The sequence below is a fragment of the Campylobacter concisus genome (assembly GCF_002913765.1).
Taxonomy (GTDB): domain Bacteria; phylum Campylobacterota; class Campylobacteria; order Campylobacterales; family Campylobacteraceae; genus Campylobacter_A; species Campylobacter_A concisus_BB.
The window spans coordinates 1-23,220 of record NZ_PPCH01000014.1 but is presented as its reverse complement, the minus strand read 5'-3'; the positions used below and the strand labels follow the sequence as shown (position 1 = coordinate 23,220).

The 23,220-nt window shown below is 38.4% G+C and carries 21 protein-coding genes and 1 pseudogene; 10 read left to right on the top strand and 12 right to left on the bottom strand.

Going from position 1 to position 23,220, the window contains the following annotated elements:
* Nucleotides 1-17: 17 nt before the first annotated feature.
* Nucleotides 18-2,132: a type I DNA topoisomerase gene (topA, locus tag CYO89_RS03850; protein WP_103597197.1), complete on the bottom strand. Its 2,115-nt coding sequence runs from the start codon at nt 2,130-2,132 to the stop codon at nt 18-20.
* Between the two features lie 201 nt (nt 2,133-2,333).
* On the opposite strand from topA, the gene CYO89_RS03845 reads away from it, so the two are divergent.
* Nucleotides 2,334-3,830, top strand: coding sequence for a flagellin B (locus CYO89_RS03845; RefSeq protein WP_103597196.1), 1,497 nt, complete (start codon nt 2,334-2,336; stop codon nt 3,828-3,830).
* A 281-nt stretch (nt 3,831-4,111) separates the two neighbouring features.
* Here the strand turns inward: CYO89_RS03845 and CYO89_RS03840 are convergent, their stop codons facing one another.
* Genes CYO89_RS03840 through dcd form a run of 9 tightly spaced genes read right to left on the bottom strand, consistent with a single transcriptional unit; the run spans nt 4,112 to nt 13,622 of the window.
* Nucleotides 4,112-6,178: a motility associated factor glycosyltransferase family protein gene (locus CYO89_RS03840; protein ID WP_103597195.1), complete on the bottom strand. Its 2,067-nt coding sequence runs from the start codon at nt 6,176-6,178 to the stop codon at nt 4,112-4,114.
* A complete protein-coding gene (gene pseI / locus CYO89_RS03835; protein WP_103597194.1) occupies nt 6,175-7,206 on the bottom strand; it encodes a pseudaminic acid synthase in 1,032 nt (343 codons plus the stop codon). Before pseI ends, CYO89_RS03840 begins: the two co-directional genes overlap by 4 nt.
* Before the next feature lie 3 nt (nt 7,207-7,209).
* Nucleotides 7,210-7,668 (bottom strand): UDP-4-amino-4,6-dideoxy-N-acetyl-beta-L-altrosamine N-acetyltransferase, encoded by a 459-nt coding sequence (gene pseH, locus CYO89_RS03830; RefSeq protein WP_103597193.1) that lies wholly within the window; start codon nt 7,666-7,668, stop codon nt 7,210-7,212.
* Complete coding sequence (pseG, locus tag CYO89_RS03825) at nt 7,653-8,525, bottom strand: UDP-2,4-diacetamido-2,4,6-trideoxy-beta-L-altropyranose hydrolase (protein ID WP_103597192.1); 873 nt, start codon at nt 8,523-8,525, stop codon at nt 7,653-7,655. Before pseG ends, pseH begins: the two co-directional genes overlap by 16 nt.
* Nucleotides 8,526-9,203, bottom strand: coding sequence for a pseudaminic acid cytidylyltransferase (gene pseF, locus CYO89_RS03820; RefSeq protein WP_103597191.1), 678 nt, complete (start codon nt 9,201-9,203; stop codon nt 8,526-8,528).
* Nucleotides 9,204-9,206: 3 nt separating this feature from the next.
* A complete protein-coding gene (gene pseC, locus CYO89_RS03815; RefSeq protein WP_103597190.1) occupies nt 9,207-10,319 on the bottom strand; it encodes a UDP-4-amino-4,6-dideoxy-N-acetyl-beta-L-altrosamine transaminase in 1,113 nt (370 codons plus the stop codon).
* Entirely contained in the window at nt 10,316-11,311 is a 996-nt protein-coding gene (pseB, locus tag CYO89_RS03810; protein WP_087583572.1) for a UDP-N-acetylglucosamine 4,6-dehydratase (inverting), read from the bottom strand. Before pseB ends, pseC begins: the two co-directional genes overlap by 4 nt.
* A gap of 33 nt (nt 11,312-11,344) precedes the next feature.
* Nucleotides 11,345-13,048 (bottom strand): AIPR family protein, encoded by a 1,704-nt coding sequence (locus tag CYO89_RS03805; RefSeq protein WP_103597189.1) that lies wholly within the window; start codon nt 13,046-13,048, stop codon nt 11,345-11,347.
* A 13-nt stretch (nt 13,049-13,061) separates the two neighbouring features.
* A complete protein-coding gene (gene dcd, locus CYO89_RS03800) occupies nt 13,062-13,622 on the bottom strand; it encodes a dCTP deaminase (protein ID WP_021092836.1) in 561 nt (186 codons plus the stop codon).
* Between the two features lie 112 nt (nt 13,623-13,734).
* On the opposite strand from dcd, the gene CYO89_RS03795 reads away from it, so the two are divergent.
* From CYO89_RS03795 to CYO89_RS10545, 3 genes are all read left to right on the top strand, one after another.
* Entirely contained in the window at nt 13,735-14,577 is an 843-nt protein-coding gene (locus tag CYO89_RS03795; RefSeq protein WP_103597188.1) for a DUF3737 family protein, read from the top strand.
* A 148-nt stretch (nt 14,578-14,725) separates the two neighbouring features.
* Complete coding sequence (locus CYO89_RS03790) at nt 14,726-15,136, top strand: hypothetical protein (RefSeq protein WP_258032521.1); 411 nt, start codon at nt 14,726-14,728, stop codon at nt 15,134-15,136.
* 21 nt (nt 15,137-15,157) lie between these two features.
* Entirely contained in the window at nt 15,158-15,322 is a 165-nt protein-coding gene (locus tag CYO89_RS10545) for a hypothetical protein (protein WP_258032520.1), read from the top strand.
* Nucleotides 15,323-15,324: 2 nt separating this feature from the next.
* Here the strand turns inward: CYO89_RS10545 and CYO89_RS03785 are convergent, their stop codons facing one another.
* Nucleotides 15,325-16,473, bottom strand: a complete 1,149-nt coding sequence (locus CYO89_RS03785) for a hypothetical protein (protein ID WP_103597187.1) — start codon at nt 16,471-16,473, stop codon at nt 15,325-15,327.
* Nucleotides 16,474-16,946: 473 nt separating this feature from the next.
* On the opposite strand from CYO89_RS03785, the gene CYO89_RS03780 reads away from it, so the two are divergent.
* The 6 genes from CYO89_RS03780 to nrfD are packed head-to-tail and all read left to right on the top strand — an operon-like array spanning nt 16,947 to nt 22,982.
* Nucleotides 16,947-17,657, top strand: coding sequence for a disulfide bond formation protein B (locus CYO89_RS03780; RefSeq protein ID WP_087581439.1), 711 nt, complete (start codon nt 16,947-16,949; stop codon nt 17,655-17,657).
* 10 nt (nt 17,658-17,667) lie between these two features.
* The gene (locus CYO89_RS03775; protein ID WP_103597186.1) at nt 17,668-18,561 is read left to right on the top strand and encodes a hypothetical protein; all 894 of its coding nucleotides are present in this window, start codon (nt 17,668-17,670) and stop codon (nt 18,559-18,561) included.
* Between the two features lie 22 nt (nt 18,562-18,583).
* On the top strand, nt 18,584-20,875 hold the full coding sequence (locus CYO89_RS03770; protein WP_103597185.1) for a molybdopterin-containing oxidoreductase family protein: 2,292 nt from the start codon (nt 18,584-18,586) through the stop codon (nt 20,873-20,875).
* 11 nt (nt 20,876-20,886) lie between these two features.
* A complete protein-coding gene (locus CYO89_RS03765) occupies nt 20,887-21,438 on the top strand; it encodes a 4Fe-4S dicluster domain-containing protein (RefSeq protein ID WP_012140509.1) in 552 nt (183 codons plus the stop codon).
* Nucleotides 21,439-21,448: 10 nt separating this feature from the next.
* Nucleotides 21,449-22,087, top strand: coding sequence for a TorD/DmsD family molecular chaperone (locus tag CYO89_RS03760; RefSeq protein ID WP_103597184.1), 639 nt, complete (start codon nt 21,449-21,451; stop codon nt 22,085-22,087).
* Between the two features lie 10 nt (nt 22,088-22,097).
* Nucleotides 22,098-22,982 (top strand): NrfD/PsrC family molybdoenzyme membrane anchor subunit, encoded by an 885-nt coding sequence (nrfD, locus tag CYO89_RS03755; RefSeq protein ID WP_103597183.1) that lies wholly within the window; start codon nt 22,098-22,100, stop codon nt 22,980-22,982.
* 53 nt (nt 22,983-23,035) lie between these two features.
* On the opposite strand, the pseudogene CYO89_RS03750 reads toward nrfD, so the two are convergent.
* Nucleotides 23,036-23,220, bottom strand: a pseudogene (locus tag CYO89_RS03750) (beta-aspartyl-peptidase); the annotation flags it as partial.

Below are 23,220 nucleotides of genomic sequence, written 5' to 3'. Positions count from 1 at the left end.
AAATTTGGCTAGAAATTTTAATTTTCAGAGATAAGTGTCTTTTTCTTACACTTTGTGCACTCTATAAAAGTGCCTTTTTTAAGCTCTTTTTTGATCATATCGCCGCCACACTCATCGCATTTTTGAGCGACTGGCTCGTAGTTTGAGATGAAGTCGCATTTTGGATAGTTGGCACATCCATAAAATTTACCACGCCTGCTAAATCTCTCGACGATCTCGCCGCCACATTTTGGACATGGCACGTCAAGTTTTTTAAGCTCGCGTTTTGGCTTAGCTGCCGTTGCAGAGCCAGTTTCTGCGCTCTTTTCATTATCTTTTGCGACATTTCTTGAGTATTTGCATTTTGGGAAATTTGAGCAAGCGATAAATTCGCCATATCTGCCCTTTCTAAGCACTAGCTCGCTTCCGCACTCTGGGCACTTCTCGCCGATCGGAGTGGCTGTTTTTAGGCTTTTTATGCCGGTTTTGCCGGCGTTTATTTTTTCCATAAATGGATAGTAAAAGTCGCTTAGCACCTTTTGCCAGTCAGCCTTGTCAAGTGCGATCTCATCGAGCTTTTCTTCAAGATGTGATGTAAATTCGCTATCGACGATGTTGCTAAAATGCTCCTCCAAAACGCCTATCATGCTAAATGCGATCTCGTTTGGTATGAGCTGCTTTTTCTCGATCCTCACGTAGTCTCTTGATGTTAGTAGCGAGATGGTCGGTGCGTAGGTGCTTGGGCGGCCGATGCCTAGGCTTTCTAGCTTTTTAACAAGGCCAGCTTCAGAGTACCTAGCTGGTGGCTCGGTGAAATTTTGCGTGCTTTTTATGCTTTGCAAACTCATCTCGTCGCCCTTTTTTAAATTTGGCAAAATTTTATCCTTATCAAGCTCGCCATAAACCTTGTAAAAGCCGTCAAATAGCACCTTTCTGCCACTTATCTTAAACTCGCCTTTTTCGCTTGCGACATAGACGTTTTGCGTTTGGCTCACACATGCGCTCATTTGGCAGGCTAAAAATCTATTGTAGATGAGCGTGTAGAGTTTGAGCGCATCTTTTTCTAGAAATTTAGCCGCGATTTGCGGTGTGAAGTTTAAATTTGTAGGGCGGATCGCCTCGTGGGCTTCCTGCGCGCCTTTTGAGCTTGTCGTGTAGCTTATCGCTTTGGCTGGCAGATACTCTTTGCCGTAGTTTTGCAGGATATGCTCTCTAGCGGCAGCGACGGCCTCTTTGGCTAAATTTAAGCTGTCCGTTCTCATATATGTGATCGCACCCATGAAGCCCTCGTTTGTTTGCACGCCCTCATAGAGGCTTTGCGCGATCATCATCGTCTTTTTAGGGCTAAAACCAAGGCGGTTGCTCGCACTTTGCTGAAGGGTTGAAGTCATAAATGGCGGGCTTGGCTGGATCTTTCTATCCTTGCTCTCGATCTCACGGACACTAAATTTCTCATTTTGTAAATTTTCGATGATGTATTTTGCGCGGTCTGGGTTTTGGATGGTGAGCTTTTCGATCTTTTGATTTTCAAATTTAACTAGCTCAGCGTCTAGATCTTTTTTAAAAACGGTGTCGATGGTGTAGTATTCAACTGGTTTAAATGCCTGAATTTCACGCTCGCGATCGACTATTATCTTTAGCGCTGCACTTTGCACACGGCCAGCGCTTAGTCCTTTTTGTATCTTTAAATTTAAAAGCGGGCTTAGTTTGTAGCCCACGATGCGGTCTAGCAAGCGCCTTGTTTGCTGGGCATTTACGCTATTCATATCGACACGTCTTGGACTTTTTAGAGCGTTTTGTATGGCACTTTTGGTGATCTCGTGAAAGACGATGCGAGGCAGGCTGGTTGGCTCCTTGCCTATGGCATTTGCGATGTGAAACGCGATCGCCTCACCCTCTCTATCCTCATCGGTCGCGAGGTAAATTTCATCTGCACCCTTTGCAAGCTCTTTTATCTCTTTTACAATGGCAGAGTGATCGCTGCTGATGCGATACTCTGGGGTAAATTTATCATCCTCTATCTTGATGCCAAAGCTTGTTTTTGGCAGGTCTCTGATGTGACCTTTTGAGGCGATGACGTTGTAGCTTTTGTCTAAGAAATTTTTGATAGTCTTTGCTTTTGCGGGAGATTCCACGATGATTAAGCTTTTCATTTATATATAGCCTTTGAATTTTTTGGCGTAATTGTAGCAGAAATAATTTTTTAGAGTGCAACGTGAAAAAAATTTTTAGGTGGAGCGCGATTTTTGTTTTTTATAAAAAATTTTATGCATAGCTCTAAACTTTTTTAAAAACCGATCGATATAGTTTTCGTGCGACATGAAGTCGTAACTTAAAACATAAAAGGATTTACAATGAGTTTTCGTATTAACACAAACGTAAACGCACTTAACACACACGCTAACGCAGTTAGCAACAACGTTGACCTATCTAAGTCACTTAACAAACTTAGTTCTGGTCTTAGAATTCAAACAGCTGCAGATGACGCTTCAGGTCTATCTATCGCAGATAGCTTAAGAAGCCAAGCTTCAGCTCTAGGTCAAGCTATTGCAAATGGTAATGATGCTATTGGTATCATTCAAGTTGCCGACAAAGCTATGGACGAGCAGTTAAAAGTTCTTGATACTATCAAGACTAAAGCTACTCAATCAGCTCAAGACGGCCAAACAACTCAATCACGCCAAGCATTGCAAGCTGATATCGTTCGTCTAATGGAAGAGCTTGACAATATCGGTAACACTACTTCATTTAACGGTCAGCAACTACTAAACGGAACATTCTCTAACAAAGAGTTCCAAATAGGTGCTTACTCAAACCAAACTGTTAAAGCAAGTATTGGTGCGACTACATCTGATAAGATCGGTCTTACACGTTTTGAGAGTTCAAAACTTATGACTAAGATGGAAAACGTCACATTGACATTTAAAAATGTTGATGGCGTAAATGACATTAAAGTTGCAGCTGCTAAGATAGGAACAGGTCTTGGTGAAGGTATTGGTGCGCTAGCAGAAAATATCAACAAAGTTGCTGATAAAACTGGCGTTAGAGCTACATTTGACGTAACTAGAGTAATGTCTGTTGCAATAGCAAAAATAGACATTAAAGACTTTGAAATCAATGGCGTTAAAATTGGCGACCTTGAAGTAAAAGAAAATGATAGCAACGGCGCACTAGTAAACGCTATCAATGCTGTTAAAGATCAAACAGGTGTTGAGGCTTCAGTAAATACTGAAGGTAGAATGGTTCTAACAAGCCGTGATGGCCGTGCGATGGAATTCAAAGGTAAAGACATCTCAAAAGCTATTGGCGCCAAAACTGGTTCAAGCTTCATAGGTAGACTAAACTTAGTACGCCTTGATGGCCGTGACATCAAACTTGAGACAAAAGGTGCAAACAAGTTTTCTCAAGCATTTAGCGATGATGGCAATGGTGGTGGTGGTGCCCAAGTATCTGTATCTTTAAGAGACATTAAAGGTCAAATAGATAAGACCGTAGCTGCTGCTATGGGCTTCCAAAGAATGAGCAAATCAGCTATGACATCAAATCAATCTGCAGGTGTTATGACACTTCGCGGTGCGATGGCTGTTATGAGTATCGCTGAGTCAGCTCAAAAAACACTTGATCAAGTTCGTTCAGACCTTGGTTCAGTTCAAAACCAACTTCAAGCTACAGTTAACAACATAACCGTAACTCAAGTTAACGTAAAATCAGCAGAATCACAAATCAGGGACGTAGATTTTGCTAGCGAGTCTGCTAACTTCTCAAAACATAACATCCTAGCTCAATCAGGTGCTTATGCTATGAGTCAAGCAAACAGCGTTCAACAAAACGTAATGAAACTTCTACAATAACGTAGCTAGTTAAATTAAGTTTTAAATAGGGCTTTGTTGCAGTAGCAAAGCCTTAATGTGTTAATGCTTTTACAATACGCAAACCCCCAGCCCCAAAGCTAGTCTTTGGGGTTTTATATCTACAAAAAACAAAATAATAATAGTTAATGTATAAGCTGCACCTTTTTTAGCTAGTATGGTTAAAGGGGTTGCATTTTAAATTCAGGTATCGTAAAATTTAAAAGCTAGCACGCAAGATAAATAAAATTTGCAAGTAAAATTTCTTTTACTTGCAAGCTAGTTTATATGCTTAGCGTAAAATTCTCTTTTACACTTCCTATCTCATTTTTAGTTATTAACTTTCTCTTTTTAAGCTCAGCCACAAGTGCTTTTGAAGCTTTTTTAGTAACCTCGATGTCAGCGTTTATGCCACCAGCCGCAGAGAACATCCAGTATTTATGCATCTCGACCCATTCAAGTAGTTTATTTACTTTTTGTATTATAGTATCACTCGGGGCTACTGAGATTTTAGCGAGCTCAAGCTCTTGAAAATATATAGACATTTGCAGAATATTATCTATATATAACTTATGTTTTTTTGCACTTAGATACGTTTTTAATCTATCTATCTTTGAAGTGATCTTAGCAAGTTTTGAAAACATCTTTTCACTAACTTCACCTGCCTCTTTTTTTGCTATTAGTTCATCTATTTGTGGTACTAACTCCAAAAATACCTCTTCTATCTTTTTCTTGGCCTCTTTTTGAGTTTTAACCTTTTTGGCTATATAAGTGTAAGCTTTTAGCAAGTCTTTACTTCTTTGTTTTTCTGAAATTTTAGAGATATTTGGCTCTTTTTTAGGAATTTTATCCTTACAAAGCTCATTCATAGTCTCCAAAAATGGCTTTTCAACACTTCCTTCTATCCTAGCGCCACCTTCTGTGCAGTTATATGTAACATAGCCTTCTTTGGAAGACTGCTCTATATCTTTTTCGTACTGATTTTTAAATTTATCCCAGATATAGGTAGTTCTAACTTCGCCCTCCCCTCCATAAGCCTTTACATACAGATACTCATCTGCTTGAGCAAAAGCATGTCCTGTGGCATGACTCTTTCCATCTGGCGCAAAGGCTAGGTCTTGTCCTATTAAAACTATGTTTTTATGGCCTAGAGCATAAGCTAGCTGAAATGCTTGATTGGCAGTTGAGTGGCCGATGCCCAAGTACCCATACTTTTTCATATTAAAAGCGATCTCACTTTGTTGTGGTCTCATGGTAAGAACAAGGCGTCTTGGTAAGATATTTTTTATAGTTTGAGGGTGTGTTAGAGAGGCTACTATGAAATAAATATTTTCATCAAATTTTTTATCACGAGTACTAAAAAATGATGATGTGGCCTCAACTCTCTCGATAGACGTCACATAATCAGGCACAATGCCATGCTTTTTTAAAATAGGATATGAAGCATCAAGACTTATTATCGTAGAGTAAGGTGCAAATTTCTTAAGTGTATCAAGCTGCTTATCCAGACTTGGACCAGTTGCAACAATTATGGCCGTTTTGTTTAAGTTATATCGCTTTAAAACAAGCTGCCTATAACAATAATTTTCAAGCATAACTGGGATATTTTGAACATGATGTTTTACACCTATAAGCATATCATCAATGCTATTGCCATGGGCTATGACCATTTGCGAGATAGCCTTTGTAAAGCCTGAGTTTATCCTTAAGATATCGTCAACATAACTCTCGTAAAATGGCGAGTGAACGTGAAGATCGTAAGTTTTTGCGTAAGATGTAAATTCTGGCGCAGTTATTAAAAAGTAAAACTGCGCATAGCTTGCAAATTCAGAATAAAACAAAACAAGCCTTTGGCTAAGTAGCTCACTACTTAGATCTACTACGTTAAGTGTCGCGTATATGATATCTATCTCTGGCTCGATAACTGCTATCTTTTTGTGGGTTTCATTTTTTAAAAGGGCCTTATATAGCACACCATTTCCAAGACCATAAAAGAACATTATCGGATATCTTTTATACTCTTTTTCTAAGCTTTCAAGTGAGTTTAGAGTGTCATTGACTGGGTTTTCATATACATATTTTAGTGTTTTGTTATTTATCAAATTTATATCTATCGGATCTTTCCCCACAAAGACGTCAAATTCTTTTGTCTCATCAATACTCCAAAGTTTAGCGGCCAAAATTTCATCTTGCTGAAAGAGTGCTTGGAGATTTTTTTGAAAGATAGGATTTTGTATATTTGTCATCTTACTTTCAAGTAATTTTTTCTTTGCCTCATCTATCTTTTTGCGTTTTTTGTTTTTAGATACCTCAAGGTCATCTAGCTTATAAACTTTATCCTTATCACTCATATCAGATCCTCCTTTATTATTCTCTCACTAAATTTTATATCTCTTTTTGCTTTTTTGCCGACTAGCTCTTTTAGAAATTTAGGGTGCAAGCCATATCCTGGGCGCACGCTCCTTACATTTTGCTCGCTAAAAATTTCACCTTTTTTAATATTCGCGCTTGCATAAAGTGAGCGAGAAAATCTCCTGTTTAAAACCGCTTTTTCATCTAGCTCGTAGCTTACTTTACCCAAAAGCTCCTCGGCCTCTCTAACACACTTTGTCATAAGAGCAAATTCGCTCTCATCAAGGCTAAATGCGCTATCAACGCTTTTTACGCTTTTATCAAGTATAAAATGTTTTTCAACTATCCTAGCACCCAAACTAACAGCAACAACTGGGGCTGTCACGCCTAAAGTGTGATCTGAAAAGCCCACTTCAACGCCAAATTTCTCTCTCATATTAGCTATCGTTTGTAAATTCATGCCATTTAGCGGCGCTGGGTAGCTTGAAGTGCATTTTAAAAGGGCGATGTCGTTATTACCCACATTTTTGCAAATTTGCACCACCTCTCTTATCTCTTCTTCGTAGGCTATGCCAGTTGAGATGATGATGGGCCTACCTTTTTTAGCTACAAACTCTACAAAATCATAATCCGTCACTTCAAAGCTTGCGATCTTATAAGCTGGGGGGTTAAACTGCTCTAAAAAATTCGCATCGTCCTTACAAAAAGGGCTTGAAAAACAAACAAGTCCCTCCTCTTTTGCCACTTTAAAAAGCTCAGCATGCCACTCTCTTGGCGTTAGCGCCTCTTGGTAAAGCTCGTAAAAATTTCGCCCGTCCCAAAGTCCGCCCTTTATAACAAAGTCGTCTAGGCGCGAATTTAGAGTCAAACTATCAGGTGTATATGTCTGAAGCTTTATTGCGTCGGCTCCAGCGCGCTTAGCCGCCTTTATCGTATCTACCGCCGTTTTTAGGCTACCGCTGTGATTAGCAGAGAGCTCTGCTATTATAAAGACCTTTTTGTCTGTATCAAAATTTCCTATTTTCATCCGCTAGTCCGTTTCATTTTTAAGCTCAAGATAGCTAAATTCATCATCTTTTGCGTAGATCTTAAAGCCAAAATTTTCATAAAGTGCGAGCGCTTTTTCGTTGTTATTATAAGCTTTTGCCTTTAGCGAGCCAACTTTTAATGTAAAAAACGCGTACTCTTTTATGAGATCAAGCAGCTTTTTACCCACTCCTTTTAGCTCTGGGTTTTTATAAACGCCAAATTCGCAGCTTTCTTTCGTTATATCAACGAAGCTCACCGCTCCGATAAATTCACCCTCATCTTTTACTAAAAAATAGATCTTATCTTGAATGCTCTTTAATCTCTCTAAAAAAGCAAAATGCTCCTCTTTGCCAACGCTTTTATTTTTCATAAATTTGGCTATACGCTCGTCGTTTCGCCACTTTAAGACCATCAGTTTTTGCTCGCCACTAAGCGAGGTAAAATTTATAAGCTCAAGCAAATTTCATCTCCCCAGTAAGCTTCATATCCATTTTCTTTTAGCCAAGCAAAGATCTCTTTTTGATTGTCTGCTACGCAAATGGCTTTAAATTTAGCTCCTAAAACATAAGCTTCATTTACAAGCGAGCTTGCTGTTATGATGAGCATTTTGGCTTCATTCATCAGCCTTGCTACGTTTTTACTATCTACAAAAAGGCTAAAATTTTCACTCTTGCTTGATAGCTCTTTTAGGGCGCTTAAATTTTTATTTCCGCTAGTTGTTATGACGGCTGTTTTTAGCCCTTTTAAGAGTAGTTTTTCTGAAATTTTAGCGCTAAGGCCTGAGATATCAGTGCCTCCAAGAATGATAGCGTAGTCGTAAATTTTCTCCCTTTTTACCTGCGCTTCTTCATAAAACTCATCTCTAACTAGCAAAAACTCGCTTCCGCAAAAAACTTCGCTATCTTTTTCTACCAGCTCCTCATATCTTGCCTTTTGCGCATATAAATTTACATTTAAAATATAGTCTGCAAAATGTTTTTCGTAAGTGTCGTCAAACGATAAAATTTTAACGCCAGTTTTCTCTTTTATAGCTCTTTCGTCTTCAAAGCTAAAGCCGTAGTGATCGATGATGAGAAGCTCAAATTTATTATCTTTTATAAGTTCGCAAAGCTCATCTATCTCGCCACTTCTTAGGCTAAATTTAGGGTAGTTTATCTCATCAAAAATGTCACCTTCAAGCCTTAAAGATGCAAATGAGATGTCATTAAATTTTTTAGCAAGCAAAAGGTCTCTCCTGATGTGCCCATGCCCTATCTTACTGCTACTATCAGCGCGCACGAGCGTTTTTAGCAGGGGGAGTCCTTTAAATTCTTTCAATCAGATCTTTCCATTATTTATCAAATAAAGTTTTTTAGCAAACTCAAAATCCTCTAGCGTATCGATGTCGCAGACTAAATTTCTTGGCAGCAAATATGCCTTTGAGTGTGGCGCAAATAAAGCACTGCACTCCAGCCAAGCCTCTTTTTTGCCAAAATAAAATGCCCCAGCGTCATGAAACGCAGGCTCAAGATCTTGCGAGCGTGTCTTTTCAAACTGCGGATAAAACATACTAACTCTAGCGTTTTCGTCAAGTTTTATCGCCCTTTGTATAGGGAAATCAAACGCAGTCGCTGAAAATAAAAATTTACACTCCTGCTTTTTAAACTCTCCTGCGGCCTCTTTTAAAATTTCAGCCCTTATAAGCGGTGCTGTCGCGTAAAGGCAGCAGACGTCAAAGTCAGAATTTACGCGCCTTATCGCGTCTTTTATCACGTCAGTGCTTGTCGCGTAGTCATCGCTTAGGCTCGCATCTCTAAAAAATGGCACGCTAGCTCCAAATTCTCTAGCCACATTTGCGATCATTTCGTCATCGGTGCTTACTATTACTTCGCTAAAAACTTTAGAATTTAGCGCAGCCTCGATGCTATATGCGATTAAAGGCTTGCCTAAAAAGTCTTTGATATTTTTGCCAGGTATCCTCTTGCTACCGCCTCTTGCTGGTATGATGCAGATCATTTTTTACTCGCTAAAGCTTTTTAGCACATCAAAAAACGTGCTTGCAACAAATTTAGCATCATCCACGCTCATACCATGGTGGCATGGGATACTAAGCTCGGCGCTATAAAATTTCTCCGCATTTGGTAGTGAAATTTCGCCAAGCAGCGCTTTATAAAAGCTAAATTTATATGTTGGCTTATAATGCACCTGCACACCAACGCCCTTTTGCAAGAGTGCTTCAAAAATTTGCTCTTTTTTATCCCAAAATTTCTCATCCAAAAGCACTGGATATAGGTGCCTTGAGCTAGTTGTATTTGCTGGGATCTTTATAGTTTTAAAGTATTCACACCCGCTAAATTTCTCATCATAAAATTTAGCTATCTCATTTCTTTTGGCGATAAAGCCATCCAGCCTTTTTAGCTGGCTAAGCCCCAAAGCGCAGGCTACGTCTGTGATCCTGTAGTTGTATCCAAGTAGGCTCATGTCGCTATCCCAAAGCTTTGTTTTAGCGATGCCGTGGCTTCTATATAGCCTTGCAAGCCTTGCTAGTTCATCGTCGTTTGTAGCAAGCGCACCGCCTTCAAGTGTGGTGATAGGCTTTACAGGATGAAAGCTAAATATGCTAATATCAGCCTTAACGCCCACTTTTACGCCATTTTGCACGCTACCAAGGGCATGAGAGGCGTCGTCTATCACTTTTATGCCGTGTTTTTTGGCTAAATTTATGATCTTATCTAGCTCCACTGGATTGCCACCGTAATCAACTGCGGTTATAACCTTTGTTTTTGGTGTGATAAGAGCTGGAATTTTCTCTTCATCGATATTGCCATTTGCTTTTACGTCGCAAAATTTGACCTGCGCTCCTGCCATCAAAGCTGCATTTGCAGTGGCTGCGAAGGTGATAGGCGTCGTGATCACTTCATCACCAGCCTTTACACCAAGGCTAAGATAGGCTACGTGAAGGGCCGAAGTGGCTGAGTTCATAGCTATCACGTGCTTTACGCCAACATACTTTGCCAGCTCCTCTTCAAATTTACTGACCTTTTGGCCACCTGTTAAGATGTCGTCTCTTAGCGCATCTGCTACTACTTTGATATCTTCTTCTGTGATCTGCTGACGGCTGTAAGGTATCATTTAGCATCTCCTATCATCTCAAGAAGGCCTGCTCTATCGAGCCAAATTTTATTTTTATTTGAGCTATATTCAAAGTCCTCACTAACTGGTTTGCCCTTTTGATGAAGAGCATTTGTCGAGAAGTCTTGCGCTGTTAAAAACTGGATAGATGGACTAATAACGTAGTAATCATCAAATTCGTATGTAAGATGCGCGTCGTCTCTTGAGATCATCATCTCATGCATCTTTTCTCCTGGGCGAATGCCTATGATCTTGACGCCAAGGTCTGGTGCAAGGGCTTTTGCGAGATCTACCATCGTCATTGATGGGATCTTTGGTATGAAAATTTCGCCGCCTTTCATCCTCTCAAAGTTTTTAAGGACGAAATTTACACCTTGTTCAAGCGTGATCCAAAACCTAGTCATCTTCTCATGCGTAATAGGAAGTTCTTTTTCTCCTTGTGCGATCAGCTTTTTAAAAAGCGGCACGACTGATCCACGAGAGCCAACAACGTTTCCATATCTTACGACGCTAAATCTTGTTTTTTTGTCTCCAACAATGTTATTCGCAGCGACAAAGAGCTTGTCACTGGCTAGCTTTGTAGCTCCATATAAATTTACAGGGTTGCACGCTTTGTCAGTTGAGAGTGCGATGACCTTACTAACGCCACACTCCAAAGAGGCGTCGATGACGTTTTGAGCGCCATCTATGTTTGTTTTGATGCACTCCATTGGGTTGTATTCGGCGATTGGTACGTGTTTCATTGCTGCTGCGTGGATGACATAGTCTATGCCGTTCATAGCAGTTCTTAAGCGCTTATAGTCTCTCACGTCGCCGATGAAAAAGCGCATGGCCTTGTCTTTAAACATTTGGGCCATTTCGTATTGCTTTAGCTCGTCGCGTGAGTAGATGACTAGCCTTTTTGGCTTATATTTTTTTAACAAAATTTCGGTGTACTTTTTACCAAAACTTCCTGTTCCGCCGGTGATCAATATCGATTTGTTGTTAAACATTTATTTTCCTTAAAATAAAATCTTGAAATCTTATTATAAATTTAATATTTTTAGTAACTCCTGTGTAAACTCTCTACTTCTTATGGCTTCTTTTTGATGCATTGCGGTATTTTTTAATGCTGTATCCAAGATGTTCTCTGCGTCTTTTATATAGGGGGTTAGATTTTTAAGACTTGCGTTCTTTAGAATTAGGTCTTCATAAGATAAATTATTTTTTATTTCCTGCTTTATTTTTCTAAAAATAACTAAAGCTAAGTGATATTTAAAGTACTTATAATATTTAATATTACTTTTTTTATAAAATTTATCTAACCTATTTATAATTAAAGCCGAAAAATAATAGTCTTCAAAACCAGTTTTGTCTACAAAAATTTTGTCATGATTACTATTTAGAAGCTCTCCAAAATATCTATGCGTACTTTGTGGTTGGGCAAAAACCGTTGAAACATATGATTTGATTTGTCCAGACAAAGAGATAATCTGATAAGGCCTAACTTTTGGGTCGCCTATAAATTCTTTGGATCTTCTTTCGTAGTATATGGGGTGATCAACTTTATTTGCCATTGCTCTATAATATTCTTGTAGACCTCTGTGAAATGGTTTTATTGATTCAAAGGATTCTTCTTTTACTTCTGTTTGCCTATTTGTAGCCCTTATTATTTTATTTATAATTTCTTGGTCATTGGTTTCTATAATTTTTAAAACTATACTTGTTTCTGGTAATATTTCGTTCCTATTATTAAATAAAACATAGCTTGTTTGGCATCCATTAATGATTTGAAAATCAGTTAACTTTATTTTATTCCCAACCCTATCTATCTTTCTTGATATTATAGTTATTCCATTATTGAGTAATAGCAATAAAGATTGTTCATTTTCTGAATTCAGTGTATTTTTGATCTCTAAATTAACCCTGTTGTTTCCTTGGTAATCTCTTACATTGTCATAAAATAAGCCTTTGGATAAGTTGTTGTCACTATCGGATATAAGTTTTACATAGTCTATAGCTGATGCGCAGCCTAAAAATGACTGCTTAACACCCTCTTGATTGCTAATTTCTGGCAGAGCTACTTGTGTGGGAATACTAATTTCCTTTACTATTTTTCTGTTTATTTCCCTATATGTAGTTTTAAGCCTTTCAGCATCATAAAAATCAATCGTTACATCCTCGGAAAATAGCCTTTTATCATTCAGCTCCTTTAATTCTCTTTTTGCTCTATTTTTTATATGTTCAGAATCTTCCCATTTGCCAGCATTGGCAAAGTATAGTTTTAAGGTGGGATTGAATGTAAAGTTTATCGACTTGCTATATATGGCATTTTTTATTTCTCTGGCTGTTTTAATTTTTTCATTTTCTTTTATTGATGGAGAATCGTCAAATAATGACTTTACCCCAAAAATAAAAGTTCCAATCCAATCCGATTTGGTTTTAGACGATTTTTTTGACTGTATTAATACAAAAGTTGTTTCTATAGAATTATCACTCTCAATTAGACCATCAATTTCTTCTGGACTATTAATAATATTACCATTTACTATAATTGCTATACCATCAATACCAGCGTCATTTTCTCCGCCCGCCGATAGATCCTCAATATCAAAACTACGAGGGTAGAACTTTGAAACTATATTATAATTTACAAATAGTTCAAATTTTTTACTATCATCTAAATCTTCAAAACCATATTCATTGGAAAAAGTATCTATAAAACTATTAAGAATAGTGTCATTTACCATAAATTATACCTTTCTACTTCAAAATTCTAGGCAGCGTGATGCCTTCTTGGGCTTGGTATTTGCCGTTTTTATCAGCATAAGTCACCTCGCAAGGCTCGTCGCCCTCGATAAATAGCACCTGTGCGATGCCCTCGTTTGCGTAGATTTTTGCAGGAAGTGGCGTCGTGTTTGAGATCTCTATCGTGATATGCCCCTTAAATCCCGGCTCAAAAGGTGTCACATTTACGATGATACCGCATCTTGCGTATGTGCTCTTGCCAAGGCAGATCGCTAGCACGTTATCAGGCATGTTAAAGTACTCGACCGTGCGTGCCAAAGCAAAAGAATTTGGCGGCACTATGCAGACATCGCCCTTAAAATCAACCACATTTTTCTCATCAAAATTCTTTGGATCAACGACGGTTCCGCCGATGTTTGTGAAAATTTTAAACTCATCGCCCACGCGTATATCATAGCCATAGCTAGAAACGCCGTAGCTAACGACGCCACGCCCCACTTGCTCCTCGGCAAATGGCACGATCATCTTCTTTTCAACCGACATTTTCCTTATCCAAGAGTCTGCTTTTAAACCCATTTTTTCTCCTTTTTTGGGCGATTATAACGCTTTGCGTCTTTAAAGTAAATTTAATGGCACTTTGCAGTAAAACTAGTATAATTTTGAGAGTGAAATTTCATAAAGGACAAAAATGCAAGAGAGAAATGCCGAAACTTTTACAGGAGAACGCGCGATGTTTGGGGCAAAAGGGCTAAATTTTACTAACTGCATCTTTGAAGACGGCGAGTCGCCGCTAAAGCACAGTTCAAATTTAAAGCTAAATGAGTGCGTTTTTGCCTACAAGTACCCACTTTGGTACGCAAGCGATATCACGCTAAATGGCGGCTACCTCGAGCCTTTAGCAAGAGCTGGCATGTGGTACAGTACAAATTTAAGCTTTAAAGACGTGCTCATAAACGCTCCAAAAAGCTTTAGAAAAAGCTCGCAAATTTTGCTAGAAAATGTAAATTTCTCAGACGCTAGCGAGACACTTTGGGGATGTTTGGACGTAAAGCTTAAAAATGTCTTTGCAAGAGGGGATTACTTCGCGGCAAATAGCGAAAATTTAGAAGTTGATGGGCTAAATTTAGACGGCAACTACTGCTTTGATGGCTGCAAAAACCTTCGTATCACAAACTCAAAGCTCATCTCAAAAGATGCCTTTTGGAACTGCGAAAACGTGGTCGCACAAAACTGCCTTATCTCAGGCGAATATCTAGCATGGAATGCAAAAAATGTGACGCTCGTAAACTGCAAGGTAAAGAGCTTGCAAGCGCTTTGCTACGTAGAAAATTTGGTCGTAAAAGATTGCATTTTTATGGATACAAGCCTTGCTTTTGAGTATTCAAGCCTCGATGTTAGCACAAAAAGCACGATAAAAAGCGTGAAAAATCCAAAAAGCGGCATCATAAGAGCTGGCAAGATAGAGGAGATCATCATAGATGGCAGCTTGGTTGATGCAAGCAAGATAGAGATCATCACGGATGAAATTTAATTTATTTTTGAAAAATCATTTGCTACACAACTCAAATTTTTAAAATCAAAATAGCTCGCGGACAAAAAATCTTATAAATTTCGTAAAATTTAATAACTTTTATCCTAAGAAGTAGTAAAATAGTTACATTTTTTTGATCGGAAATGATATGAAATTTAAAGATTTTAAAGAAAAAAACAGTAGTAATTATGACTTTTTCACAGCTGATGAGATGAGCTATAAAGAATTTGTACAACTAAGCTTTAAAGAGTTTTTAACTAGCGGTAGTGGCTCAAACTGGCAGCTTGACATAGATGATAAAAGGTTTAACTCATTTCCAAATTTCACCCAAAAACATCAAATTTGCATATCGAATTTAGACTATGAAGATAATGTTTTTCAGTTTAGAATTTGCTCTGAAAACAACGTATCAAGCCTTGGCTACCGCATGTTTACGAGCTTTGATAGCGCACATAAAGACTTTGTCACAGACGATATCAAGCACTCTGATGAAGTTATGATGAGCCTAAAGCTTGGCGAGCTTAAAGAGTTTCCTTGCATATCAAAATGCGGCTGGTAGATCAAAGATATCTGGCGAGACATGTATCCTATCTTGGACGAGACTAGCAGCGAGGACTTTGTGGCTGGCATTATAAAAAGCGAATTTACCAAAAAGATGACCGAGATAAATGAGTGCCTAAAAAATGCTCAAAATAGCGGCAAGCTTGACGAAGTGATCGCCAAACTAAAAGCTAAAATCAACTGAATTTAGAAATTTCCACCCACCGCACAAGAGCTAGCTGGGTATGAAGTAAGTCCGTAGTCAGCTGACTCAACGTTATAAAAGTCTAAATTTGCACTTCGTGAGATGATATACTCAAAGCCTTTTTGATTTAGTTCGATCAAAATTTCAAGCTCCGTATCTCTTTTACAAACTATGCTTTCAAAAAAGTGAGAGAAGAAAGAAATTTTGGCATTTTCTTTTTGCATTGAGTGATTTAGCATAAGCTCCATGTTACTAAAAATTTTAAAGATAGTTTGATTTGTCTCAAATTTACCAAACCTTGCGTAATAATTTTGCAAATTTGCATCATTTAGTACGATGTTTTTAATGCAATTTTTTGTGATCTGTTCATATATAAGACCAAAGAGCTCAATAGAGGCATTTTGATTATCCATCACTCTATTTTCGTGATTTGTGACTACTACAAAGCCATCTTTTATCTCGTATTTTTCATTTTTATAATAAAAGCTAACATTTGCCACCTCTTGCTCAAAGCGCTTTTTATAAGCAAAAGACAAATAGTTTAAAACACCCATTTTATCGATAATGGCTGAGCTTCTTACGCCACCATCTAGCTCGTGCTGCATGAAGTATCTTATGAAGCTGCCTTGCTCTATGTCAAAGCTGTTTAAATACTCGATCTTATCAAGGTATATGCAGCGGTAAAGCTTTACAAATTCTGGGTTTAGCCTAACATTTATCTCATCTTGTAGCTCGCCATATTTATCAGTTTGCTCTGCGTCTATAAATTCGATGATATTCATCTGCTTTTCGATCTTATCTTTTACAAAGATCGAAATTTTCACATCTTGCATTTCGTAAAAGCACTTTATCGTATCTGTGGCACTTTTGGTGATATCTGTTTTAAATTTTTTAGCAAGCTCTGCTTTTTTAAGGGTGAGCGAAAAGTCACCATTTTTTAGTTTGTTTTGCGAGTACAAAAGATAGAGTAGCTGCTCATAGACCATGAGATGTGAGTAGGTTAAAAATGTATTATCCACCACGATAACGTAGTAGCAACGCGTTATAGAGTACCTTTTGTTATTTTGCAAAAATTCATCATAAATTTTTAATTTGCTTGGGGATTTACATACCTTAAAAACATCATATGATTCTAGAAATATATTTTCCATTACTACCCCTTTTTACCTTTGCAAAAATATTACATAACTATTCTTTAAGCTAATTTGAATTTATAAGCTAGCTAATAAAAATAATTTTATAAAAACTAATATTAATTTAATTAAATATAGCTTAATTATATAAAATATTTTTATATAAATATATTTTTATTTACAAAATTTTATTTTATAAATTAAAACTTAGCTATAAAAATATATTTTTTAAACTAAATTTAATAAATATAGTTATATTATTTTTCTCAGATAAGCATGCTTGTAGTTGAAAATTTACAAATTGGGAGCTCAAAATGGAATTTCTAATTTTGACGCTATTTCTGATTAGTGGGCTTATCTTATACATAAAGCCACAAATGAAGAAAATAGCAACGTCCTGTATGGCTTTGGGGTGCGTAATACTAGTTGCACTAGAATTTTACGTAAATTTATGGGTAGTCTTGCCAATAGGCAACTTTTAGGAGGGCAAGATGCAAACAAAACAAAACGAAATCCCGGCAAACGAACAAGGCTTTTTCAACCTTATGTCACTGGCCATCACCGCTCTTGTGGCACTTCCAGTTGGTATCGCCTGCTTGGTGCTTGGCTTTGGACTAGGTGATAACCCTTGCGTAATGTGCTGGGCCGAGAGGATCACGATGATAGCTATTAGCCTAATAGCGCTTTTTATCATCAGGTACGGACTAAAGCCTGGCTATCTAGCAGCACTTTTACTAATGGCTTGCTGGGGCATATTTAATGGCTTTATCCATTACAGCCTAGATGGAACATTTGGCGGCTATCTTGACATCAAACAAGGTTTTGGTCTTGAAATTTTAGGTGCCCACACTCAGTTTTGGGTTATGGTTGTTGATTTTTGTGTGATCATATTTTTGGCTTTTATATTTTTGTTTAGCAAAAATTTGGGCCTTATAATGCAAAAAAGCTCAAATGGCGAATATGGCAACTTTCTAAGCTACTTGCCGCTTGGCAAATTTGCAAATTTGGTCTTTATCGTGATCATACTTGCAAACTGCGTTCAAGCCTTTATAGCTTCTGGTCCACCACCGTATCTAGGATCTAGCACACCACCAAGAATGAGCATCGATCCTTCAAAATGGTTCTGGGAGAAAGACCACTGGGATAGCTCGCTTGATTTTAGATTTGACTGGAACCCTGAGCTTCCAGACCTAGCAAAGTAAGGAGTAAAAGATGAAAAAGCTAATATTTTTTGTCGCATTGGCAAGCCTTGCTTTTGGGTTTAACTTTGACATGGATAGTAAAAATGGAGCGATCCAAAACACAAAAGAGCTAGGTCTTAAAGATACGCTCACTCTAAATTTGCAAAATGATAATGCAATAACTGGAGCCGACTACGATGAGAGCAAAAAGTACTTTGCCATTGTCTCAAACGACAATGAATTTTACATCGCAGATGAAAATTTAAAGCCACTAAGTTATGCCAAGCACGACCGTCATTTTATAATGGAGATGGAGGCAACAGTTGGAGCTACTTGGTATAAAAAAGAGCTTGGCATGATAAGTTATAACAAAACTTTTGTCTTTTATGAGCCAGCTAGCAATCTTAGCAAAGATGAACAAAATAGCCAGTGGAGGCACCTATTGGCTGGATATGACGCATGGAAGCTAAACGACCTTGGTAACAAGGGCAGATTTTCTACCATTAGATCAAAACAGCAATACATCTTAGGCTGGGACTATCTAGAAAGTGAGAATAAATTTTTCACAGCTAGCGTACCAAATGACGTTAGAGACTACTGGAGTGTGGCTATATTTGATGGTGATGACAAGATGATCTTAGAAGAATTTATGCCAAAAGCTGGAGCAAATTTGCAGCTAAAAGAGGGTAGAAATTTAAACAACTACTACATTACTGGTGTTGATGTGGAGCCTGATGCGCTCTATCTTTTAAGCAAAAATTTCTCAACTATTTTAAAGTTAAATTTAACCACCAAAGAAATAGACGAGGCATTTAGTTTTAGTGGGGTAAATAACCCAAGAGCATTAGCAATCAAAGATAATAAATTTTACATCTTCTCACGAGAAGGCAAAGAGAATAAAGTTTTTATCTTTGAGGTGAAATAGCTATCAAATTTAAGGAGAAAACATGCAAAGACGTTCTTTCCTAAAAGGCACCGGAGCAGCTCTAGCAGCAGCTGGGACAGCTCCTAGCCTATTTGGTATGGAGCAATTTGAGGTGGATTTTAACCCAAAATCCTATAAGAACGAGGAAAATGTAGAGTACCACTACCTAACCTGTCCTAGAAACTGCCGCGATGCCTGTTCGATGATCGCTGAGATCAAGGACGGCAAAATGGTAAGCATAAAAGGAGATCCAAAGCACCCGCTAACGCAAGGCACAGTCTGCGTCAAGGGTCACACCTATGCCATGCACCTATATAACGCTGACCGCATCATGCACCCTATGAAAAGAGTCGGTAAAAAAGGCGAGGGAAAATGGGAGAAGATAAGCTGGGATCAAGCCTTAAAAGAGATAGCTGCGAAGCTAACTGAGATAAAAGAGAAATTTGGTGGCGAAGCCTTGACCGAGTTTGTCTACTCTGGCAACGAGGGACATATCTCAAAAACTATCGCACCAGGAAATTTCTTTGAAAAATATGGAGCCACAAGACTTGTTAGAAACCCTTGTGACTGGCCAAGATACGCGGGTACTCCTAGCGTTATAGGTACTGACTTCTCAAAAGATGCACTTGAGATCGATGAGAGCGATATGTATATCAGCTGGGGATCAAACGAAGCTTATACAGCCGTACACTGGATAAGATTTGCTCACCGTGTTAAAAAAAGAGGCGGAAAGATCATCGTTATAAATACAATAAGAATTCCTCTAGCAAACCAAGCAGATATGTTTATCCAGCTAAAACCATCTAGTGACCCTGCATTTTGTCTAGCGGTCTGTAAATTTTTGATAGAAGAAGATCTATATGATCATGAATTTGTGGAAAAATACACAACAGGCTTTGAAGATCTAGTGCACGAGTGCTCACTCTATACCTATGGCGAGCTATCTGAGATGTGCGGAGCAAGTGTGGATCAGATCAAAGTTTTTGCTAGAGAGTACGCCCACGCAAAAGCACCAGCTATCATGCACGGCGACGGCGGACAAAGACACTTTAACGGAGCAAGACTTGTTCGTGCGGTTACATTTTTACCAGTTTTAACTGGCGCCTTGACAAAGCTTGGTGGCGGACTATTTTGGGCATATGTGCATGTAAAAGGCTGCTTTAATTTCGACAACTGCATGCCAGATCTATCTCCTAAAGATAAAGATGGCAAAAAGATAGAAAGGCAGCAAGTAAGCTATATAGAATTTGGTAAAGGCATACAAAAAGAAAATCCAACATATCTTGACAAGCCTATAAACACAGTCATTAGAGCATGCATCAACTACAACTCAAATTTAATGGTAACCGCACCAAATACAAATTTGATCAAAAAGCGTGTAATGGACGATGACTTCTTTTTGGTTGTAATTGATCCTTACGAAACAGATACCTGTGACTATGCTGACTATGTTCTACCTGGTGTTACATTTATGGAGAGTGAGGATATCCAAAACGACCAAATTTCTGGATACGTCTGCTACAACGCTCAAAGCGTAAAACCTCTTGGCGAAGCTAAGACAAATTTAGAGTTCTTCAACGCTCTTGCAAAAGCGATGGGCTATACAGAAGAGTGCTTTAACTGGGATAGTGAAACGGTTTGCAGACGCTTTTTGGATACAGAATTTGCCAAAAAGCAAAACATCACCTATGAAAAACTAAAATCAGTCGGCTGGATCAAACCATTTAGAACGCCTGAAACGATGAAAGATCAGTTCCCATACTACCCTTATGCGCCAAAAGACAAACTAGTCTTTGGTACAAAGAGTGGAAAATGCGAGCTTTACTCACAAACCTTTAAAGACGCAGGATATCATCCAGTAATAGACCTTGAAACTGACTGGGACTACTATGAAAAGAGCAATAAATTTGGAAAAGACTATCTTAAGAAATATCCGCTTTATTTCATGACGCCAGGTACTCAGCTCCAAGACAACTCAAACTGGGGCAATATGCCTTATATCTTAAAAAGAGTTATCGTTAAGGGCAATGCTGAGCTATTTATGACACGTGAAGATATGGAAGCACGCGGTATAAAAAATGGAGATACAGTTGAGGCAACAAACGAAAAAGGTACAGCCGTCTTTACAGCAGTCGAGACAAATCAAATGAACCCAGGCATAGCCTATGCGTGGAACAACATCTGGGTAAAAGTGACAAAATCAAGAACTGGAGCAAACATACTTTGCTCTGACGGCGTTAGCGATCTAGGAAATGGCTCAACTTATACAGCTAGCTTTTGTGAAGTAAAAAAAGCAGCTAAACAAGAGATGTAAAGGAGTCTAAGATGAAAAGAAAACAAGGTTTTTTATTTGATTATAACTTTTGTATAGGCTGCAAGGCTTGTGAAATTTCATGTCAGGTCTATCACAACCAAGATCCAGATATAAACTGGAGACATGTTGATGGCCTTATGATACATGAAGATGGTATAGAAAAAGAGATCTTTATAACTCACTCTTGCCATCACTGTGACGAGCCAGCCTGTATGGATGTCTGCCCAGTTGGGGCTTATATCAAGCTAGAAAATGGTGTCGTACAGCCACTTCATGATAAGTGCATAGGCTGCGGATACTGCTTGATGGCTTGCCCTTATGGCTCTATCACAAAAGGTAAAGACGGTAAAGCTCAAAAGTGCAATCTCTGCGCTGAAAAACTTGAGCGTGGCGAAGAGCCAGCTTGCGTAGCAGGCTGTCCGTGTGGAGTACTAAAACTAGTTGATAGCAACGTTAGTGACAGCGCTGGTATGCAAAAAGAGATGCCAGGCTTTAAACACTTCTTTACCAAGCCAAACATCCGCTTTTATCCAAGAATGAAGCGAAACGAATTCATACACTAAAGAGTAAAAGATGGATAAGGTCAAAGAAAAGCTTAGCGTTAGCCTTAGTGTTGAAGACTTTTTAAGGCGATTTTTCTTAGTAGAGCTTAGGGAGCAAAATTTAGATGAGCTCATAAGCCTAAGCCTTAATTTTAGTGATAAATTTAAAAATCACGACTTCATACTTTGGCTAAATAAGTGCAAAGATGATCTAAATTTGCTAGACGAGCTAAGATATGAATTTAATAGGCTATTTGTAGGGCCAAGACACCCAAAAGCTGAGCCATACGAGTCGGTTTATTTTGATTATAAAACGATGTTTGGCGAAAAGACTATGCAGGTGCGTGGCTTTTATAAAAGCTCTGGTCTAAAGCTTAGTAAAGAGCAGTTTGATAAATTTCCAGATGATTTCATCGGATACGAGCTGCAATACCTTTACTTTCTAAGTTTCAATGCCTTACAAGCAGACGAAAAAGAGAAAATGGATGAAATTTTATATAAAAAATATGACTTCATTCGCACTCATCCGTTTGAGTGGTTTTATAAATTTAGCTCTCGCTGTAAGGAGGCTACAAATTTAGAAGCCTATGTGAGCTTTGCTGATTTTTTAAATTTATATCTTGAAAACGAGATAGAGCAGTCAAGAGCTCTTCTAACTTTTAAGAGTTAAAGGATAGATAATGGAACAAACAACTTGGGGATGGCTCATAGTCATATATCTGTTTTTGGGTGGTTTAGGTGCTGGGGCGTTTTTGTGCTCGGCTTTAGCCTATAAAGGCTTTTTGGGCAAACTAGATGAGAAATTTTACAAATTTGGATTTTTGCTAGCGCCAATAGCGGTCATAGTTGGAACTGTACTTTTGCTATTTGACCTAGCACCAAGTGCGGCGATCAATCCAGCTAAGATCATAGGCCTTTACACAAGACCAGTTTCTATAATGAGTATCGGCACATATCTTCTAACATTTTTCATAATAGTTAGCGTGCTCGTGCTTTTACAAGTTAAAAAAGGTGGCAAAATTTGCGATATGATGCTTAGTTTTGGCTCGCTACTAGCCATTGGAGTGATGGGTTATACTGGACTACTTTTATATGTTGTTAAAGCGATCCCACTATGGGCAAGTATATGGCTACCGATACTATTTACTATCTCAGCCATATCAACAGGCCTTAGCGCAAATGCTATATCTGTGCTAAGTGGTGGTGGCGTTTTAAGCCATGAGTCGCATAAATTTCACACTATTTTAGTGGCGCTTGAAATTTTTGCCCTCTTGATGCTATTTGCAAGCGTTAGAATCGAAGCTGCTGGCATGGCTAGCATAACCAAAATAGTATCAGGCTCTCTAGCACCGATGTTTTGGATAGGCTTTATAGTGCTTGGTCTTGCACTGCCATTAATTGGTGGCAGTAAATTTATGCTACAAAGATGTGGCGTAACAAAAGACGGAGCAGTATGCGGATGTAGCGAAGGCATCAAAAGCTGTGTATATAATGAATATGGTGTTTTAATCGGCGGTTTTTGCCTAAGAGCATTTATCGTTCTTGGAGCAATTTATATATTTTAATAAACTTTCTCCCTTTAAAACTAGGCCGGATAGGATCTGGCCTAGCTATCTAATTATTTCTCACCAAGTGGCCAGTAAACAACTGGTTTAGCTCCTAGTCTTGCCTCACCGTGATACATACCAAGTTTATCTTTAGTCCAAGCAAAGCCAGTCTTACCAAATTTATCGATAGAGATGATACCACCACTACCGCCTAGTGCTGCTACCTCTTTTACAGCCTCTTCGGCTGCTTTTTGCA

Bases quoted from the DNA above. Each gene is read 5' to 3' on its own strand.
- topA (WP_103597197.1), bottom strand. From the start codon at position 2,132: ATGAAAAGCTTAATCATCGTGGAATCTCCCGCAAAAGCAAAGACTATC.
- CYO89_RS03845 (WP_103597196.1), top strand. From the start codon at position 2,334: ATGAGTTTTCGTATTAACACAAACGTAAACGCACTTAACACACACGCT.
- CYO89_RS03840 (WP_103597195.1), bottom strand. From the start codon at position 6,178: ATGAGTGATAAGGATAAAGTTTATAAGCTAGATGACCTTGAGGTATCT.
- pseI (WP_103597194.1), bottom strand. From the start codon at position 7,206: ATGAAAATAGGAAATTTTGATACAGACAAAAAGGTCTTTATAATAGCA.
- pseF (WP_103597191.1), bottom strand. From the start codon at position 9,203: ATGATCTGCATCATACCAGCAAGAGGCGGTAGCAAGAGGATACCTGGC.
- pseC (WP_103597190.1), bottom strand. From the start codon at position 10,319: ATGATACCTTACAGCCGTCAGCAGATCACAGAAGAAGATATCAAAGTA.
- pseB (WP_087583572.1), bottom strand. From the start codon at position 11,311: ATGTTTAACAACAAATCGATATTGATCACCGGCGGAACAGGAAGTTTT.
- CYO89_RS03805 (WP_103597189.1), bottom strand. From the start codon at position 13,048: ATGGTAAATGACACTATTCTTAATAGTTTTATAGATACTTTTTCCAAT.
- dcd (WP_021092836.1), bottom strand. From the start codon at position 13,622: ATGGGTTTAAAAGCAGACTCTTGGATAAGGAAAATGTCGGTTGAAAAG.
- CYO89_RS03795 (WP_103597188.1), top strand. From the start codon at position 13,735: ATGCAAGAGAGAAATGCCGAAACTTTTACAGGAGAACGCGCGATGTTT.
- CYO89_RS03790 (WP_258032521.1), top strand. From the start codon at position 14,726: ATGAAATTTAAAGATTTTAAAGAAAAAAACAGTAGTAATTATGACTTT.
- CYO89_RS10545 (WP_258032520.1), top strand. From the start codon at position 15,158: ATGTATCCTATCTTGGACGAGACTAGCAGCGAGGACTTTGTGGCTGGC.
- CYO89_RS03785 (WP_103597187.1), bottom strand. From the start codon at position 16,473: ATGGAAAATATATTTCTAGAATCATATGATGTTTTTAAGGTATGTAAA.
- CYO89_RS03780 (WP_087581439.1), top strand. From the start codon at position 16,947: ATGCAAACAAAACAAAACGAAATCCCGGCAAACGAACAAGGCTTTTTC.
- CYO89_RS03775 (WP_103597186.1), top strand. From the start codon at position 17,668: ATGAAAAAGCTAATATTTTTTGTCGCATTGGCAAGCCTTGCTTTTGGG.
- CYO89_RS03770 (WP_103597185.1), top strand. From the start codon at position 18,584: ATGCAAAGACGTTCTTTCCTAAAAGGCACCGGAGCAGCTCTAGCAGCA.
- CYO89_RS03765 (WP_012140509.1), top strand. From the start codon at position 20,887: ATGAAAAGAAAACAAGGTTTTTTATTTGATTATAACTTTTGTATAGGC.
- CYO89_RS03760 (WP_103597184.1), top strand. From the start codon at position 21,449: ATGGATAAGGTCAAAGAAAAGCTTAGCGTTAGCCTTAGTGTTGAAGAC.
- nrfD (WP_103597183.1), top strand. From the start codon at position 22,098: ATGGAACAAACAACTTGGGGATGGCTCATAGTCATATATCTGTTTTTG.